The organism is Citrobacter sp. Cb004, from assembly GCF_030337065.1.
Taxonomy (GTDB): Bacteria; Pseudomonadota; Gammaproteobacteria; order Enterobacterales; family Enterobacteriaceae; genus Citrobacter; species Citrobacter braakii.
Genome location: NZ_JAOWCH010000070.1, coordinates 23864 through 42132, shown reverse-complemented (window position 1 = coordinate 42132; position 18269 = coordinate 23864). Strand labels below are relative to the sequence as shown.

At 53.9% G+C, this 18269-nt stretch carries 17 protein-coding genes; 10 read left to right on the top strand and 7 right to left on the bottom strand.

Annotated features, from left to right (window positions below):
- Positions 1-79: 79 nt before the first annotated feature.
- From OGV65_RS21550 to OGV65_RS21540, 3 genes are all read right to left on the bottom strand, one after another.
- Positions 80-775 (bottom strand): CidB/LrgB family autolysis modulator, encoded by a 696-nt coding sequence (locus OGV65_RS21550; protein WP_016153712.1) that lies wholly within the window; start codon positions 773-775, stop codon positions 80-82.
- Complete coding sequence (locus OGV65_RS21545) at positions 772-1170, bottom strand: CidA/LrgA family protein (RefSeq protein WP_016153711.1); 399 nt, start codon at positions 1168-1170, stop codon at positions 772-774. Before OGV65_RS21545 ends, OGV65_RS21550 begins: the two co-directional genes overlap by 4 nt.
- 131 nt (positions 1171-1301) lie before the next feature.
- Positions 1302-2210, bottom strand: a complete 909-nt coding sequence (locus OGV65_RS21540) for a LysR substrate-binding domain-containing protein (protein WP_016153710.1) — start codon at positions 2208-2210, stop codon at positions 1302-1304.
- A gap of 126 nt (positions 2211-2336) precedes the next feature.
- Between OGV65_RS21540 and mhbT the strand changes: the two genes are divergently transcribed.
- From mhbT to dusC, 6 genes are all read left to right on the top strand, one after another.
- Positions 2337-3695, top strand: a complete 1359-nt coding sequence (gene mhbT, locus OGV65_RS21535; protein ID WP_016153709.1) for a 3-hydroxybenzoate transporter MhbT — start codon at positions 2337-2339, stop codon at positions 3693-3695.
- A gap of 11 nt (positions 3696-3706) precedes the next feature.
- Positions 3707-4744, top strand: coding sequence for a gentisate 1,2-dioxygenase (gene gtdA / locus OGV65_RS21530; RefSeq protein ID WP_019077221.1), 1038 nt, complete (start codon positions 3707-3709; stop codon positions 4742-4744).
- A gap of 15 nt (positions 4745-4759) precedes the next feature.
- Complete coding sequence (locus OGV65_RS21525; protein WP_049041063.1) at positions 4760-5461, top strand: fumarylacetoacetate hydrolase family protein; 702 nt, start codon at positions 4760-4762, stop codon at positions 5459-5461.
- 8 nt (positions 5462-5469) lie between these two features.
- On the top strand, positions 5470-6114 hold the full coding sequence (gene maiA, locus OGV65_RS21520) for a maleylacetoacetate isomerase (protein WP_049281977.1): 645 nt from the start codon (positions 5470-5472) through the stop codon (positions 6112-6114).
- Between the two features lie 14 nt (positions 6115-6128).
- Positions 6129-7322 carry a 3-hydroxybenzoate 6-monooxygenase gene (locus tag OGV65_RS21515; protein ID WP_141875427.1) on the top strand — a complete coding sequence of 398 codons (1194 nt, stop codon included), beginning with the start codon at positions 6129-6131 and terminating at the stop codon, positions 7320-7322.
- Between the two features lie 61 nt (positions 7323-7383).
- Positions 7384-8334 carry a tRNA dihydrouridine(16) synthase DusC gene (gene dusC, locus OGV65_RS21510; protein ID WP_286455400.1) on the top strand — a complete coding sequence of 317 codons (951 nt, stop codon included), beginning with the start codon at positions 7384-7386 and terminating at the stop codon, positions 8332-8334.
- A 584-nt stretch (positions 8335-8918) separates the two neighbouring features.
- Here dusC and OGV65_RS25560 read toward each other — a convergent pair.
- Entirely contained in the window at positions 8919-9002 is an 84-nt protein-coding gene (locus tag OGV65_RS25560) for a small membrane protein YohP (RefSeq protein ID WP_019077217.1), read from the bottom strand.
- A 68-nt stretch (positions 9003-9070) separates the two neighbouring features.
- Positions 9071-9805: a class I SAM-dependent methyltransferase gene (locus OGV65_RS21505; protein WP_016153703.1), complete on the bottom strand. Its 735-nt coding sequence runs from the start codon at positions 9803-9805 to the stop codon at positions 9071-9073.
- A 169-nt stretch (positions 9806-9974) separates the two neighbouring features.
- Between OGV65_RS21505 and mdtQ the strand changes: the two genes are divergently transcribed.
- Complete coding sequence (gene mdtQ / locus OGV65_RS21500; RefSeq protein WP_286455399.1) at positions 9975-11414, top strand: multidrug resistance outer membrane protein MdtQ; 1440 nt, start codon at positions 9975-9977, stop codon at positions 11412-11414.
- Between the two features lie 24 nt (positions 11415-11438).
- On the opposite strand, the gene OGV65_RS21495 is transcribed toward mdtQ, so the two are convergent.
- Entirely contained in the window at positions 11439-12011 is a 573-nt protein-coding gene (locus tag OGV65_RS21495) for a DedA family protein (protein ID WP_016153701.1), read from the bottom strand.
- 164 nt (positions 12012-12175) lie between these two features.
- Here OGV65_RS21495 and OGV65_RS21490 point away from each other — a divergent pair, with 164 nt between their 5' ends.
- Together OGV65_RS21490 and pbpG are read left to right on the top strand one after the other, a co-directional pair.
- Positions 12176-12763, top strand: coding sequence for a Yip1 family protein (locus tag OGV65_RS21490; protein ID WP_016153700.1), 588 nt, complete (start codon positions 12176-12178; stop codon positions 12761-12763).
- A gap of 180 nt (positions 12764-12943) precedes the next feature.
- Positions 12944-13891 (top strand): D-alanyl-D-alanine endopeptidase, encoded by a 948-nt coding sequence (pbpG, locus tag OGV65_RS21485; protein ID WP_016153699.1) that lies wholly within the window; start codon positions 12944-12946, stop codon positions 13889-13891.
- 100 nt (positions 13892-13991) lie between these two features.
- Here pbpG and dld read toward each other — a convergent pair whose 3' ends face one another.
- Positions 13992-15701, bottom strand: a complete 1710-nt coding sequence (dld, locus tag OGV65_RS21480; RefSeq protein WP_016153698.1) for a D-lactate dehydrogenase — start codon at positions 15699-15701, stop codon at positions 13992-13994.
- 232 nt (positions 15702-15933) lie between these two features.
- Here dld and bglX point away from each other — a divergent pair, with 232 nt between their 5' ends.
- Entirely contained in the window at positions 15934-18231 is a 2298-nt protein-coding gene (gene bglX, locus OGV65_RS21475; protein WP_072034073.1) for a beta-glucosidase BglX, read from the top strand.
- The last annotated feature ends 38 nt before the right edge of the window (positions 18232-18269 follow it).

Here is an 18269-nt window from a genome sequence, read left to right as displayed (position 1 = left end):
ATCTCATTGTGTATGCAACTTATGAAACTTAAAATAAAAATGTGCAACGCATCGCAAATAATTAGCCAAAAATTGAAGGTTAACCGACCAGGGCCAGAATAATCGGGAACAGGAATGGGGCGACCAACGAGGTGATAATGCCGCAAATAACCAGCGCCAGAGAGCTAAACGCGCCTTCCTGATAGTCCAGCTCTGCACAGCGTGCGGTACCCAGGGCGTGCGAAGCGGTACCCATAGCCAGTCCACGTGCGGCTTTGGTGCGAATACGCATCGCATTGAGCAAAGTATGACCAAACACAGCCCCGAGGATACCAACAAAAATGACGCACACGGCGCTGATGGCCGGAATACCACCAATACTGCCTCCCACTGCCATAGCGATAGGCGTGGTTACCGATTTCGGCATGATTGACGCAGCAATTTGCGGCGATGCACCCATCAACAAGGCGATTGTTGTACCTGTAACCATCGCCACAACGCTCCCCGCAAAGCAGATGGCAATAATTGATTTCCAGCGAGCGCGAATCTGGTGCAGCTGTTCGTATAACGGATAGGCCAGCGCGACCACGGCAGGTTGCAGTAAATCGTTCAGCACCTCACTGCCTTTGAAATAGTGATCGTAGGGAATTCCGGTCAGCATCAGAATGGGAATGATCACCACCATGGCGACCAGTAGCGGGTTCAATAGCGGCATTTTAAATCGTGCAGCCAGCTTACGTGCGCCAAAAAATACCGCCAGGGTAAGGGGTAACGACCACCAGATATACGACATCATTCTTTAGACCCTTTTTGCCCAACGATTTTGCGCTCACCGTGCACAATGTGAGAACTCCAGCTCACCACCAGGAAAACGACCAGCGTACTGATGGTACAGGACACCACCACCGGACCAAATTGCGCACGGAGCAGATCAAAGTACTGCATGATCCCCACGCCAATCGGGACAAACAGCAGGGCCATATAGCGAATCAGCACATAGCAGCCGGGGTTAACCCATTTTGCCGGTAACACCTGCAAAGCCAGTAAGACAAACAGAATCAGCATGCCGATAATGCTGCCCGGAATGGTGATGGGGAGTAGCGATGCAAGAAAAATACCTGCATAGAGGCAGGCATAAATCAGGACGAATGCGCGCAAATATTGCCAGATAATGTTCAGTGCTTTGCTCATAGTTGAAACCCTTGACGAGACTGATTCATCATACAATTAAACTTCAAAACGTGCTACCGATCACATCATGAATTCTAAGCATAGAAGAAATAGATATCTGGAACATCGGGCGATGGCCCTAACTGTTCACGTTAAACCTGTGCCAGGTAATACAGAAAACGATTCAGGGCGGTCGTGGGCGTTTCATTGTTGCGCCAGAACACGCCTACGCTGCCTTTTTGTTCAATCTTCGGCAGATTCAGGATAGCCAGCTGTCCCTGGGCGGCATAACGCTGCGCCAGGCGTAGAGAAAGAATAGAGATCATGTCGCTACTTTGCAGCAGGTTGGTGCTGACGTTTATCGACGCCGACTCAATGATGTTTTCCGGTAGCATGACGCCGTTATCTACCAGCGCGTTGTCAATGCTTATCCGGATGGGCGTTCCCGTCGGCCAGACAATCCAGCGCCAGTTAGCCAGATCATGCCAGGTGAGCAGGGGATATTTTGCCAGCGGATGGTCGGGGCGCGCGACGAAACAGACCGGCTCGGTATACAGCACCTGGTAATTGAGCGGCAACTGAAGCGCCCGGCCACCGACGCGTCCGACCACCACATCCACCGAACCCGCGAGCAGATCGTGCAACAGCGGGGTCATCACCTTCTCTTCAATATTAAGATGCAGGGTCGGCAGCTCTGTGAGCAAACCCAATATCGCCTGTGAAACGCAGTCCGTCGCCACCGGCGAGCAGCCAATCTTCAGACTCCCTACCAGGCCTCCCTGCTTAAAACGGGCGATTTCATACTGTGAACGTTCCATATCATTGATCAGGCGTTGGGCATGCTGCAGTAGCAGCTTGCCGCCTTCTGAAGGGCGTAAGCCTTTGCTATGACGTTCAAAGAGTGTGATACCCATCTCATCTTCGAGCTGTGATAACCATTTTGACAACGCTGGCTGGGTGATATTCATCATTCGGGCGACGTGAGTCAAATTCCCCTGTTCGCCCAGCGCAATAAGCGTTTGCAGGTGGTGTAACTTAAGTTTCTGCGCCCAGTTAGCCATTTGCTATAACCTCCAGGTTATGCCTCTGCATGAAAAGCCATTGTACATTTCATCTCCAAACATACAAAGTCGCAACATACCTAAAACAAAACAGACATCTACTCTACCTGCACTGAGGCATTCACTATGACTCAACAACGTGATCTACAAGCACTGATCGATTCCGCCCCCGTCGGTAAGACCCAGTGGCGCGTTATCATTTGCTGTTTTTTGGTCGTCATGCTCGACGGTTTTGATACTGCGGCTATTGGTTTTATCGCGCCCGACATTCGCACCCACTGGCAACTGACGGCCGGAGATCTGGCGCCGTTGTTTGGCGCAGGCCTGCTGGGTCTGACCGCTGGCGCACTGCTCTGCGGTCCGCTATCGGATCGTTTTGGCCGCAAACGGGTGATTGAACTCTGCGTGGCGCTGTTCGGCGCACTGAGCCTGATTTCGGCTTTTTCCCCCGATCTGCAAACGCTGGTTTTTTTGCGCTTCCTTACCGGGTTAGGCCTGGGCGGCGCGATGCCAAATACTATCACTATGACCTCAGAATACCTGCCAGCGCGTCGGCGTGGCGCACTGGTCACCATGATGTTCTGCGGTTTTACCCTGGGCTCGGCGATGGGCGGGATTGTCAGCGCACAGCTGGTGCCGGTTATTGGCTGGCACGGCATCCTGGTGCTGGGAGGCGTGCTACCGCTGATGCTGTTTGTGGCTCTGCTGTTTGCGCTGCCGGAATCCCCGCGCTGGCAGGTTCGTCGTCAGTTGCCGCAAAACGTGATTGCCAGAACCGTCAGCGCCATCACCCGGGAACGTTATGACAATACCCAATTTTATCTCAACGAGGGCGCCGCGATTGCCAAAGGCAGCATTCGCCAGCTGTTCGTCGGGCAACAGTTGCCCATTACCCTGATGTTATGGGTGGTGTTCTTTATGAGCCTGCTGATTATTTATCTGCTCTCCAGCTGGATGCCAACGCTGCTTAACCATCGCGGAATTGACCTGCAGCATGCCTCATGGGTGACCGCCGCCTTTCAGATTGGCGGTACGCTAGGTGCGCTGGTGCTGGGAGTGCTGATGGATAAATACAATCCTTTCCGCGTGCTGGCAGTGAGCTATGCGTTGGGTGCGGTGTGTATTGTCATGATTGGCCTGAGCGAGAACGGCCTGTGGCTGATGGCGCTGGCCATTTTTGGCACCGGCATCGGCATCAGCGGTTCGCAGGTGGGCCTGAATGCCTTAACCGCCACGCTTTATCCGACGCAGAGCCGGGCTACGGGCGTCAGCTGGTCTAATGCGATTGGCCGCTGCGGCGCGATTGTCGGCTCGCTCTCCGGCGGCGTGATGATGGCGATGAATTTCTCATTCGATAACCTGTTTTTCATTATTGCCGTTCCGGCGGCCATCAGCGCGGTGATGCTTATGCTGCTGACGGTTGTTATCCGCCAGTCGGCCTCTGTCCCTGACGCGTTGTCACGCGTAGGCATCGTGAACAAATAAGGAGAATCTCTATGTCAGAACTTAATCAGGATGTTAAGAACAGCCGTCAGCAGTTTTACCAGCATATTTCCGGGCAGAATCTGACCCCGCTGTGGGAGTCGCTGCACCGCCTGGTACCGCCAACGCCGAACGCACATTGTGCTCCTGCGTACTGGAACTATCAGGAGATCCGCCCGTTGCTGCTGGAAAGCGGCGATCTGATTGGCGCGAAAGAGGCGATTCGTCGCGTACTGGTGCTGGAAAACCCCATGCTGCGCGGACAGTCTTCAATCACCCCAACGCTGTACGCCGGATTGCAGTTAATCATGCCGGGCGAGGTTGCCCCGAGTCACCGGCATAATCAGTCTGCGCTGCGCTTTATTGTCGAAGGGAAAGGGGCATTTACCGCGGTGGATGGCGAGCGCACCCAAATGCATGAAGGGGATTTTATTCTGACGCCACAGTGGCGCTGGCACGACCACGGCAACCCAGGCAGTGAACCGGTGGTGTGGCTGGACGGTCTGGATCTGCCACTGGTGAATCTGCTGGGTTGCGGCTTTGCGGAAGATTACCCGGAGGATCAGCAACCAGTCACGCGCAAGGAAGGGGATTACTTACCACGCTACGCGGCCAATATGCTGCCGCTGCGTCATCAGAAGGGTAACTCATCGCCAATTTTCAACTATCGCTACGATCGCAGCCGTGAAGCGCTGCATGACCTGACCCGCATGGGCGACGCCGATGAGTGGGACGGTTACAAGATGCGTTACGTCAACCCGGTAACCGGTGGTTATCCCATGCCTTCAATGGGGACCTTTTTACAACTGTTGCCGAAGGGCTTTTCCTCGCGGATGGCGCGTACCACCGACAGCACTATCTATCACGTGGTGGAAGGAAGCGGGCAGGTCACCATCGGCACCGAGATCTTCAATTTTTCGCCAAAAGATATCTTCGTGGTGCCAACCTGGCACGGCGTGTCGTTCCAGGCCCACGAAGATGCCGTCTTATTTAGTTTTTCGGACAGACCGGTTCAGGAAGCGCTGGGGTTGTTCCGTGAAGCTCGTTATTAATTTGGGAGAGAGAAAATGACGCAATACGTATTCGAACCACAAGCGCCTGTTACCGTTCCGGTCGTTGGCAGTAATGAACAGTTTCCCGTGCATCGCGTTTACTGCGTGGGCCGCAACTATGCCGCTCATGCGCGTGAAATGGGTTTTGATCCGGATCGCGAACCGCCGTTCTTCTTCTGTAAACCTGCCGATGCGGTGGTCCCGGTGGCGGCCGGTCAAACCCTCGAGCTGCCATACCCGTCGCAGACCGATAACTATCACTATGAGATAGAGCTGGTGGTGGCGATCGGTAAAAAGGGCAGCGATATACCCCTGGAAAAAGCGCACGAATATATCTGGGGCTATGCCACTGGTCTGGATATGACCCGCCGCGACAGGCAGATGGAGATGCGCCAGATGGGGCGTCCGTGGGAAATCGGCAAAGCATTTGATCTCTCAGCCCCCATCGCGCCGCTGCATAAAGCCAGCGAAAGTGCAGATGTTAACAACGCGCCTATCTGGTTGCAGGTCAACGGCGACGATCATCAGCGTAGCGATATTCGCCACCTCATCTGGTCCGTTAATGAAACCATTAGCTATCTGTCCGGCTTTTTCGAACTACAGCCGGGTGATTTGATCTACACAGGCACGCCAGAGGGCGTGGGCGCAGTGGTGAAAGGAGATGTGATCACCGGCAATGTAGACGGTTTAACCCCCATCGCTGTGAAGATTGTCTGAGGTGGATGATGAAGCTGTACAGTTTCTTTAACAGCTCCGCGTCATATCGCGTACGCATTGCGCTGGCGCTAAAGGGGCTTGATTACCAGACGGTGGGCGTCAACATCCGCATCGGTCAGCAGAACGAGCTGGCTTACCGGCGGATGAACCCGGTAGGGCTTGTACCGACGCTGGTCACTGATGAGGGAGAATCACTCGGGCAGTCGCTGGCGATAACCGACTGGCTGGATGGTCACTTTCCGCAGTCGCCGCTGCTGCCAGCCGACTTCCCGGCGCGCAGCCGGGTGCTGGAAATTGTCTATGCCATCGCTTGTGATATCCATCCCGTGAATAACATGCGGGTACTGCGCTACCTGAGCGAAGAGCTAAAGGTCAGTGAAGAGGATAAAAAACGCTGGTATGCGCACTGGATCCAGCAAGGGTTAAGCGCGGTTGAACAGATGCTGCGCCAGAGTCACTCGGGGACGTTCTGCGTGGGGGATGCGCCGACGCTGGCGGATTGCTGTCTGATCCCGCAGTGGGCGAACGCGTTACGTATGGGCTGTGATCTGAGCGGGTATCCGCGCTGTAAGGCGGTATATGATGCCTGTACCCAGCTTCCGGCGTTTATCGCCGCCGCGCCCGAGAATCAACAAGACAAAATTCCAGCCTGATAAGGAGAACGACAATGGCTAAAGTGACACGCGCAATTATCGTGGGTGGCGGGATTGGCGGCGCGGCGACCGCGCTATCGCTGGCCCGTCAAGGCATTAAAGTGATGTTGCTGGAGAAAGCGCACGAGATTGGTGAGATTGGTGCGGGCATTCAGCTCGGGCCGAACGCGTTTTCTGCTCTGGACAGCCTTGGCGTGGGTGACGTCGCTCGTCAGCGCGCCGTTTTTACCGATCACATCACCATGATGGATGCGGTAAACGCGAAAGAGGTTGTACATATTGAAACCGGGCAGGCGTTCCGCGATCACTTTGGCGGTCCTTATGCGGTTATCCATCGGGTTGATATTCATGCTTCTGTCTGGGAAGCGGCACTGGTTCATCCCAACGTTGAGTATCGCACTTCAACTAACGTGGTTGATATTCGCCAGACAGAAGATGAGGTGACGGTCTTTGATGAGCACGGTAACAGCTGGACAGCGGATATTTTGGTGGGCTGTGACGGTGTGAAGTCGGTTGTGCGGCAGTCTCTGATTGGCGATGCGCCACGCGTTACCGGGCACGTGGTCTATCGCGCGGTGATTGATTGCGATGATATGCCGGAAGATTTGCGTATTAACGCGCCGGTGCTGTGGGCCGGACCGCACTGCCACCTGGTGCACTATCCATTGCGTGGCGGCAAGCAGTATAACCTGGTGGTGACTTTCCACAGCCGTCAGCAGGAGGAGTGGGGGGTGAAGGATGGCAGTAAAGAGGAAGTGCTCTCCTATTTTGCCGGTATTCATGCGCGTCCGCGTCAGATGCTGGATAAGCCGACGTCATGGCGTCGCTGGTCCACCGCTGACCGTGAACCGGTAGAGAAATGGGGGACCGACCGCATTACGCTGGTGGGTGATGCTGCGCATCCGGTGGCACAATATATGGCGCAGGGCGCCTGTATGGCGCTTGAAGATGCTGTCACTCTCGGTAAGGCGTTACAGCAGTGTGACGGCGATGCGGCTGATGCCTTTGCCTTGTATGAGTCGGTGCGTATTCCGCGTACTGCGCGCATCGTCTGGTCGACGCGCGAAATGGGACGTGTGTACCACGCCGCAGGCGTCGAGCGCCAGGTGCGTAATCTGCTGTGGAAAGGCAAATCTCAGGCGGAATTTTATCGTGGTATGGAATGGCTGTACGGCTGGAAAGAAGATAACTGCCTGTTGCCGCGCTGAGCCTCTTTAATCTCCCGAACGGAGGCGCTACCATAGCGCCTCTTTTTTTGCGGGTGACGATATGCGTGTTTTACTGGCGCCGATGGAAGGCGTGCTCGACTCACTGGTGCGCGAGCTGCTGACTGAAGTGAATGATTACGATCTGTGCATCACCGAGTTTGTGCGCGTGGTGGATCAGCTCCTGCCGGCAAAAGTATTCCATCGGCTCTGCCCGGAACTGCATAACAATAGCCGGACGCCATCCGGCACGCGGGTGCGCATACAGTTGCTGGGGCAGTATCCGCAGTGGCTGGCGGAGAACGCGGCGCGCGCGGTAGAACTGGGCTCGTTTGGTGTCGATCTGAACTGTGGCTGCCCGTCGAAGCTGGTCAACGGCAGCGGCGGTGGCGCAACGTTATTAAAAGATCCTGAACTCATCTACCGGGGCGCAAAAGCCATGCGCGAGGCGGTTCCGGATCATCTCCCCGTGACGGTGAAAGTGCGTCTGGGCTGGGACAACAGCGACAGGCAGTTTGAAATTGCTGATGCCGTTCAGCAGGCGGGCGCCAGCGAGCTGGCGGTGCATGGCCGAACCAAGGAACAGGGCTATAAGGCCGAACATATCAACTGGCAGGCGATCGGTGAGATCCGCCAGCGGCTTACCATTCCGGTTATCGCGAATGGCGAAATCTGGGACTGGCAAAGCGCCCAGGACTGTGTGGCTATCAGCGGATGCGATGCGGTGATGATTGGCCGTGGGGCATTAAATATTCCGAACCTGAGCCGTGTGGTGAAATACAACGAGCCGCGTATGCCGTGGCCTGATGTCGTGATGCTATTGCAAAAATATACCCGTCTTGAAAAGCAGGGTGATACCGGGCTGTATCACGTGGCGCGGATTAAACAATGGTTAGGGTATTTGCGTAAAGAATACTCAGAGGCAACCGCGCTGTTTCAGGAAATTCGCGCATTAAACAATTCACCGGATATCGCGCGCGCGATTCAGGCCATTGATATCGCTAAATTGCATTAACACATTAGTCGGCCACCGGAGTGGAAGTACTTGTCGATGAAGAATTATTGAGGACATGTGATTCTTGCTCAGGGTTCCGTTCACCTCAGCGGAGTCATTTCTCTGAAGCGCAGATAACCGTGAACGCGCAAGGGAGACTCACGGCGGGAAAATCGTCGCTACGCGATTCATTCGTCTTATCGCCTCATCGATTTTCAGCCGGACCGGGGTCATCGCTGCAACGCACTGACTTCCAGTTAACTCTGTTTTGCTGTTCAGATAAAAAACGCAGGTGGTCAGGTGTGGGCTGGTCCGGCTGAAAATTGCCGACGTGTTTCCGTAAGGCCGGGAGAACCCGCAGGGATGCGGGTTCAGGGCGCGTTTTGCAGGGAGGCTACCTCGCGCCCGGCCCGGTAGCCTGGAGGAATAAACGGAGGGGACCACGAAGTGGCAATTTTCCCGCCGGAAGCCGGGATTGTTAAGGGTACGGCGATAGTACCCTTAACACGTTCACAGGGAGGATCGTTTCAGAGAAGTGAAAAACATAAGGTGAACGTAGCAATACACCGGAGGCAACAAATTCATCACCAACGGAATAACCTTTTTCAAAAAATCATCTTAAACACGCCAGTTACCACCAATAACCCAATCAGAAAAATAACTAAAATAATCCACAGTAAGATTTTCATCAGCGTTCCTTTTTTGGTGAGTTCAGGTTAAGTATAGGAAAGCCTGTGAAAATCTTCCTGTAATGACCCTACTCCGGTTTACGCGCGCTGAGCAGAAACACCATTGGCCGCTCTTTTTCTTCATCCAGCGCCGGGTTTTCAGCAATCTGTTCAGCGGACGGCCCCCATTCATCGACACAAACGATTTCGAATCCGGCGGCTATCAGCGCATTAATCCAGGTCGCCAGCTTACGGTGCTGTTTTTTGACACCCTCCGCGAACCAGTTACTGATGCGTGTGCCTTCCTGCTGATAATGATTGACCGGCCAGGACTGTTGCCCGGTTTTATCTTTTATCCAACCCTGGTTAAGCGGTGCAGTATAAATGGGATGCTCGGCAGAGAATACCAACATGCCTCCCGGTGTTAACGACTGGTAAATCGTTACGAATAATCGCGCGATATCGCGCAAATAGTGCAGGGCAAGTGAGCTGTAAACCAGGTCAAAGGAATTTGGCGACAGGGAAAGCGTCTCGAGATCTTCACGTCGATAAACGATGCCATTACCCTGCGTCATGCTGTGCGCCTGGGTTAACATCTTTTGTGAAATATCCAGTCCCACTACGCTGGCCGCCTGGTTATCGCGCGCGTAGCGGCAAAACCAGCCATATCCGCAACCCAAATCGAGGATATTTTTTCCCTGTAGAGCGGGGAGCATCGCTTGTATTGTCGGCCATTCTGGCGCACCGTCGAGCCCTTTTACTGAACGGTCCAGCGTGGCATATCCGGCAAAGAACTCGGGATCGTCATAGATATTCTGTGACATAATGTCTCCATCCATAAATTATTAAAATTAATTAATCTAAATTATTTGTTGGGTGTATATTTTGCCGATTATATATTTTTATTGCCAAAGGTGTATTGCCACGCGTAACTAAAAAAGGAAACGCGACAAGTCGTAATCTCAGCACATCTTTTCTTACCTGTGTCTCTCCATGAATCGTAATTCTGCTTTTGTCACGACGGCATTGTTGCCGCTTTTTATTTTGATGTCAGGTTGCGCGCCGATGCATGATGACCGCCAGTCTCTGTCACAGCAGACCCCCGCTGCGAATGTCGATACCACATTGCCTGCGGCGTTAAAAAATGGTTGGCCGGACAGCCAATGGTGGAAGGCATACCATGACCCCCAGCTTAATGCGCTGATTGACAGCACGTTACGCAACTCCCCTGATATGCAGGTCGCGGAACAGCGCATTCAACTGGCGGAGGCGCAGGCTAAGGCTGTGGAGGCGCAGGATGGCCCGGAGATCGATTTCTCTGCAGATGTGGAGCGTCAGAGAATGTCAGCCGAAGGGCTGATGGGTCCGTTTGCCATTACCGATCCGGCCGCCGGGACGACCGGGCCGTGGTACACCAACGGCACCTTGGGTTTAACTGCTGGCTGGAATTTGGATCTGTGGGGTAAAAATCGGGCCGAAGTGACGGCACGTATTGGGGCCGTTAAGGCGCGTGAAGCCGAGCGCGAGCAAACGCAACAGGTGCTGGCGAGCGGTGTGGCTCGTCTTTACTGGGAATGGCAAACGCAGGCCGGGCTGAAAACCGTGTTGACGCAAATCGAAACCGAGCAGCAGAACGTCATTAACGTTGATCGTCAACTGTATCAAAATGGTCTTACTTCTTCGGTGGAAGGCGTTGAAACCGATATCGATTCCAGCAAAACAGAGCAGCAGCTGAACGATGTCAGCGGTAAAATGAAGGTAATTGAAGCGCGGTTGAGCGCGCTGACCAACTCGCAGTCCACAGCCCTGAAACTCCATTCGACCCCGCTGCCCGCGGTGGAAAGCCAGCTCCCGTCCCAGCTAGGTTATTCGCTGCTGGCCCGCCGACCGGATTTGCAGGCGGCGCACTGGTACATTGAGTCATCGCTGAGCAGCATTGATGCGGCGAAAGCGGCGTTTTATCCCGATGTAAATCTGATGGCATTTTTACAACAGGATGCGTTACATCTGAGCGACTTGTTTCGCCATTCCGCGCAGCAAATGGGCGTAACGGCCGGGCTGACGCTGCCTATCTTTGATAGCGGCAGGCTGAACGCGAATCTCGACATTACTCAAGCGCAAAGCAACCTGACGGTGGCGAATTATAACAAAGCCGTGGTGGATGCGGTGAATGACGTGGCGCGTGCAGCATCGCAGGTAGAAACCCTGGCGCAGAAGAATCAGCATCAGCAGCAGATTGAGCATGATGCACTGCGCGTAGTGGGTCTGGCGCAGGCGCGCTTCAATGCCGGAATTATTGCGGGCTCCCGGGTCAGTGAGGCAAAGATCCCGGCATTACGTGAACAGTGCAACGCTCTGCTTTTACAAGGGCAATGGCTGGATGCCTCAATCCAGTTGAACCGTGCGCTGGGGGGCGGCTACCACGCTTCGTAACGCACCCGCCCGGTAGACATCGCGCTATCGGGCCGTACTTTTGCTGCTGCGTTTTTTTAACCACCACCGAACGCCTGGCACCAGCACAATCACCAGAGCCAGCCATATCCAGTGCTTAATATGCTGGTCGAGATTGTGTAGCCACGGCGCAATGACTTCTCCCCCCACATAGCCCAGCGTGGTAAATATCAGCGCCCACGCCAGTGCCCCCAGAATATTCAACGGCAGGAAAATTTTAGGCGGCAAATGGCTTGCGCCAATCAGCAACGGGCCGATTACGCGAAAACCATACATAAAACGGGTGCCAATCACGAACAGATAAGGACGGCGCTGGATCATTTTCTGCGCCCGGCGGATTTTGTCGCGATGTTTTGAGAAACGACGCAAAATTTTTCCACCGTAACGACGCCCAAGCAGATACAGCAATTGATCGCCAATCATCCCGCCCAGGGCCACAGAGATAACCACCAGAGGAAATTTAAGTAATCCCTGATGTGCCGCCACGCCGCCCAGCAGGGTAATGGTTTCACCTTCGGCCAAACTGCCAATGACCAATGCGGCGTAACCGTAATGTGCAATAAGACTGTTTATATCCATATGTCTGGATGACCTCCCGACGTTAAGCATACACCCTGTGAATCATCGTGGGGTTTAAAAGCGCTGAATTAGCGGTTCGTCATTTTTGTTGTTGTACAAAAATTAATCCAAAGCTGAATTATACTTGAACTGTTGAGGTCCGGAGCTGACAAGAAGGGGGCGGTATGAACCATGTCTGGGGGCTGTTTTCCCATCCCGATCGTGAAATGCATGTGATCAACAGCGAAAACGAAAGCGTTTCGCATCACTATACCCACCATGTACTGCTGATGGCGGCAATCCCGGTTGTTTGTGCGTTCATCGGTACCACACAAATCGGCTGGGATTTTGGCGATGGCAATATCCTGAAATTATCCCTGTTGACCGGATTTGCAATGGCGATTCTGTTTTACGGGGTGATGCTGGCGGGCGTTGCCGTCATGGGCCGGGTTATCTGGTGGATGGCGCGTAACTACCCGCAGCGTCCGTCGCTGGCGCATTGTATGGTGTTTGCCGGATATGTCGCGACGCCGCTGTTTTTAAGCGGGCTGGTCGCACTTTATCCGCTGGTCTGGCTGTGTGCATTAGTCGGGACTCTCGCGCTGTTTTACACCGGCTATTTACTTTATCTCGGTATTCCGACGTTCCTGAATATCACTCGTGAGGAAGGGTTGAGTTTTTCCAGTTCGACGCTGGCGATCGGTGTGCTGGTACTGGAGGTTCTGCTGGCTATTACGGTAATCCTGTGGGGTTACGGCTATCGGTTATTCTGACGGATAAACCTGTCTACGCTGCGTTGTTGACGTAAAAGTCAGCAACGCAGCATTTCGAGACGATTCTCCTGTGGCAGCAAACCTGCCGGATCGCTATGATGCCTGAGCTAGCTTGAGATAATACTTAATCTCTGGCGGTGTGCGTTGTGACGTGCGTGAACCATTATCAGAAATCTCATCATGCTGAAATTCCGAGTTTCATTATTAAGCCTTGCCCTGGTGCTGGCCGTTCCTTTTGCACCCCAAGCCGTGGCGAAAACGGCAACTACCGCAGCGGCTTCTCAACCTGAGATAGCGTCCGGTAGCGCGATGATCGTTGATCTGAATACCAACAAAGTTATCTATTCGAACCACCCGGACCTTGTGCGTCCGATTGCGTCGATTACCAAATTAATGACGGCGATGGTGGTGCTTGATGCACGACTGCCGCTGAATGAAAAGCTGAAAGTCGATATTAGCCAGACGCCAGAGATGAAAGGCATTTACTCTCGCGTACGACTGAACAGCGAAATCAGCCGTAAAGACATGTTATTGCTGGCGCTGATGTCATCAGAAAACCGTGCGGCGGCGAGCCTGGCGCATCATTACCCGGGCGGATACAACGCGTTTATCAAAGCCATGAATGCCAAAGCGAAAGCGCTCGGCATGACTCAGACACGCTTTGTGGAACCCACTGGTTTGTCGATTCATAATGTCTCGACCGCCCGTGACTTAACCAAGCTGCTGATCGCCAGCAAACAGTATCCGCTGATCGGCCAGTTAAGTACCACGCGTGAAGATATGGCGACGTTTGCCAACCCTGCGTATACGCTGCCGTTTCGTAACACCAACCATCTGGTATACCGCGATAACTGGAACATTCAGTTAACGAAAACCGGGTTTACCAATGCGGCAGGTCACTGTCTGGTGATGCGCACAGTGATTAACAACAAGCCGGTGGCGCTGGTGGTGATGGATGCCTTTGGCAAATATACTCACTTTGCCGATGCCAGCCGTTTACGTACCTGGATTGAAACGGGCAAGGTGATGCCGGTTCCGGCGGCGGCGCTGAGCTATAAAAAGCAAAAAGCTGCGCAGATGGCGGCGGCAGGTTCGGCGAAGGGCGAGCAAACCGCACAGAACGATTAAATAAGATGTCTTATCCGGCCTACGCATAGCGAATATAGCAGTAGGCCGGGCAAGCGAAGCGCCCCGGCAACATGCCCGGTAGCGCTTATCTTTTTCAGATTTACGATTCTTTCCAGAACTTCTGCTTACTCGTTTTCCCAATACCCGGATTCATGCTGTTGGTGGGGTCATTCTCACGGTAAAAACGGGTCAAGGTTTCCGGCGCCTGATACAGATGCCCGACGTTATGCTCTGCCGGATACTGCGCCCCACGCTCGCGCAGGAGTTCCAGCATCTGCTCTTTGAGCGCATGCGCATCCACGCCTTTTTTCACGATGTAATCCTGATGGAAAACGTAACACATAAAGTGACCGTAATAGAGTTTGTGCACCAGTTGACTGTCGATCTCTGGAGGCAGATGCTCGTACCATTCGGTGTCGTTACGGCGCAGCGCGATATCCAGTGCCAGAATATCTTCCACCTCATCCGCATGTACGGCCTGATAACGAATAGCCGCGCCAGCCGCCGCGAAGCGGTGCAAGAACGCCTTGCTGCCTTCTTCCGCCGTACAGGCAAAGAAGTCGCCTTCAGCGGTTTTGAAATACTCGCTTAGCCAGTTTTGGGCTTCAGCCACGCCGCCACCGGCCATTTTTAACAGCAGGTGATGCTCGTACTTATCGCGCCAGCTTTTCATGCGCGCCGGTAAGTGGCTGGGGAACAAATGACCAAATTTCTGCATTGCCCGGTCGGTGAAGTGAGGACGGAAAATTTTCACTTTTTCCAGCATCGCATCGGTGCGGCCTTTCAGGGTGAAGAAGAACGGCATTTTGTCGGTGCCGAGCTTGTCGATCATCAGAAACGTATCTTTGCCGTATTGCTCAGCGATGTCGTAAATATCGCGGTGCATATATTCACCGGCGACCGGCAGATGCTCGAATTTTGCCAGAATATGACGGCGGATCTCCGTCAGCACCTCTGGCTGGTTGGTGCCGATGTAAAAGACCTGCTGGTTTTTTTCGGCTTCGAAGGTGTCCAGACGCACGGCAAAGACTGCGAGCTTGCCTGCACAACCGGACGATTCAAACAAGCGATCCGGGTCAGCGTTATAGCGTGCGGGCGTGTCTGCGTCGATATCTCTGACACGGGTAACGTAGTCGTGATCGTGCGCGTGACGCCCGTCGTGGCGAACATCGTCATCTCTAATACGCTCGTCATCCAGTTTGCTCAGGATCTGCTCCGGGGTCTGGCCCAGCTCGATACCCAGATGGTTAACCAGCTGTAATTTTCCCTGTTCGTCAATACGCGCAAACAGCGACATCTCCGTGTATGCCGGGCCGCGCTGTACCAGCGAGCCGCCGGAGTTGTTGCAAATGCCACCGATAACCGAAGCGCCGATACAGGAAGATCCGATTACCGAATGCGGTTCACGGCCAAACGGTTTGAGCGCTTTTTCCAGCGAATAGAGCGTGGTTCCTGGATAGGCCAGCACCTGTTCACCTTTGCCGATGACGTGCAGCTTATCAAGACGCAGGGTGCTGATAATGACAATCTCGCGGTCGTAATCATTACCACTCGGCGTAGACCCTTCGGTCAGGCCGGTGTTAGCGGCCTGCATCAGGATAATTTTATCCGCGGCGACGCAGGCGCTCAAAACGCGCCACAGTTCTAAAAGCGACCCGGGGAACACGACGGCAAGCGCATCGCCCTGGCCGGAGCGGAATCCCTTGCGATAGCGGGCGGTTTTAGCAGGTTCTGTCAGCAGGTGTGAATGACCCACCAGACGGGTCAGTTCATTCAGGAAAGCTTTATTATCTGTTGTAATGGAAGACATTCTCCACTCCTTGTGGTGGGACTCAATATCAGGAACAAGCATAGCGCTTTGTATGACAATACGCTTTCTCATTCATATTGTCTCTGGTTCGTCTTTTACTGATTCGCGCTGGTTTCGAAAATTAGGAGAATAACCTTAGCTTTCTTTATCGCTCCCGTTTAGTCTTACGGCAAACTGCGGTTTTTGTTATATTTTCGCTGCCTCGTCGGGAAAAAATAAAGAGAGAATCAACATGAAATGGCTATGTTCTGTAGGTGTCGCGGTGAGTCTGGCATTGCAACCAGCGTTGGCGGACACTCTGTTTGGTAACCATCCACTGACGCCAGAGGCGCGGGATGCCTTCGTTACCGATTTACTCAAGCAGATGACCGTGGATGAGAAGATTGGGCAACTGCGTTTGATAAGCGTCGGGCCTGATAACCCGAAAGAAGCCATCCGCGAGATGATCAAAGACGGGCAGGTTGGGGCAATTTTTAACACCGTCACGCGCCAGGATATCCGCAAAATGCAGGATCAGGTGATGGATCTCAGCCGCCTGAAAATCCCTCTCTTTTTTGCCTACGACGTATTGCACGGTCAGCGTACCGTATTCCCGATAAGTCTCGGTCTGGCATCCTCCTTTAATCTCGATGCGGTCAGAACCGTTGGTCGAGTGTCTGCGTATGAAGCCGCCGATGATGGTCTGAATATGACCTGGGCGCCGATGGTCGATGTCTCGCGCGATCCGCGCTGGGGCCGCGCCTCGGAAGGGTTTGGCGAAGATACGTATTTGACCGCCACGATGGGCAAAACCATGGTGGAAGCGATGCAGGGTAAAAGCCCGGCCGATCGCTATTCGGTGATGACCAGCGTCAAGCACTATGCCGCCTATGGCGCGGTTGAAGGCGGCAAGGAATACAACACCGTCGATATGAGCCCGCAGCGTTTGTTCAACGACTATATGCCACCGTACAAAGCCGGACTGGACGCCGGTAGCGGTGCGGTGATGGTGGGGCTTAATTCGCTGAACGGCACGCCGGCGACTTCGGATGCATGGCTGTTAAAAGACGTGCTGCGCGATGAGTGGGGCTTTAAGGGCATTACCGTTTCCGATCACGGCGCGATTAAGGAACTGATTAAGCACGGCACTGCCGCCGATCCTGAAGATGCGGTGCGTGTGGCGATCAAGTCCGGCATCAACATGAGCATGAGCGATGAGTATTACAGCAAATACCTGCCGGGGTTGATTAAGTCAGGTAAGGTGACGATGGCGGAGCTGGACGACGCTGCGCGTCATGTGCTGAACGTGAAATATGATATGGGGCTGTTTAACGATCCGTACAGCCATCTGGGGGCCAAAGAATCTGACCCGCAGGACACCAACGCGGAAAGCCGTTTGCACCGCAAAGAGGCGCGTGAAGTGGCGCGTGAAAGCCTGGTGCTGCTGAAAAACCGTCTGGAAACATTGCCGCTGAAAAAATCCGCCACCGTAGCGGTTGTCGGTCCGCTGGCCGACAGCAAGCGTGATGTGATGGGCAGTTGGTCTGCTGCCGGGGTTGCCGAGCAGTCGGTAACGGTGCTGACGGGGATTAAAAATGCCATCGGCGAGCAGGGCAAAGTGGTATACGCCAAAGGGGCGAACATCACCAACGACAAAGGCATTGTCGACTTCCTCAACCAGTATGAAGAGGCGGTGAAGGTTGACCCGCGTTCGCCGCAGGCGATGATTGATGAAGCTGTTAACGCCGCGAAGCAGTCTGACGTGGTGGTCGCGGTAGTTGGTGAAGCGCAGGGAATGGCGCATGAAGCCTCCAGCCGCACCGATATCACCATTCCGCAGAGTCAGCGTGACCTGATTACCGCGCTGAAAGCCACGGGTAAACCGCTGGTTCTGGTACTGATGAACGGTCGTCCGCTGGCGCTGGTTAAGGAAGATCAACAGGCCGATGCGATCCTCGAAACCTGGTTTGCCGGAACGGAAGGCGGTAACGCCATCGCCGATGTGCTGTTTGGCGATTACAACCCGTCAGGCAAGTTGCCGATGTCTTTCCCGCGCTCTGTCGGACAGATCCCGGTCTATTACAGCCATCTCAATACCGGTCGCCCGTATAATGCCGATAAGCCGAATAAGTACACGTCGCGCTACTTTGACGAAGCGAACGGTCCGTTGTATCCCTTTGGCTATGGCCTGAGCTACACCACATTCACGGTTTCTGATGTGAAACTCTCTTCTCCGACGATGAAGCGTGACGGGACCGTGACGGCCAGTGTGCAGGTGACCAACACCGGCAAACGCGAAGGTGCGACGGTGATTCAGATGTATTTGCAGGATGTTACCGCTTCAATGAGTCGTCCGGTAAAACAGCTGAAAGGTTTTGAGAAGGTGAATCTTAAGCCGGGTGAAACCCAAACCGTTAGCTTCCCAATTGATGTTGAAGCGCTGAAATTCTGGAACCAGCGTATGCAATACGATGCCGAACCGGGCAAGTTCAACGTCTTTATCGGCGTGGATTCTGCCAGAGTGAAGCAGGGCGAATTTGAACTGCTGTAATTGATATCATGCCTGATAGCGTGACGCTTATCAGGCCT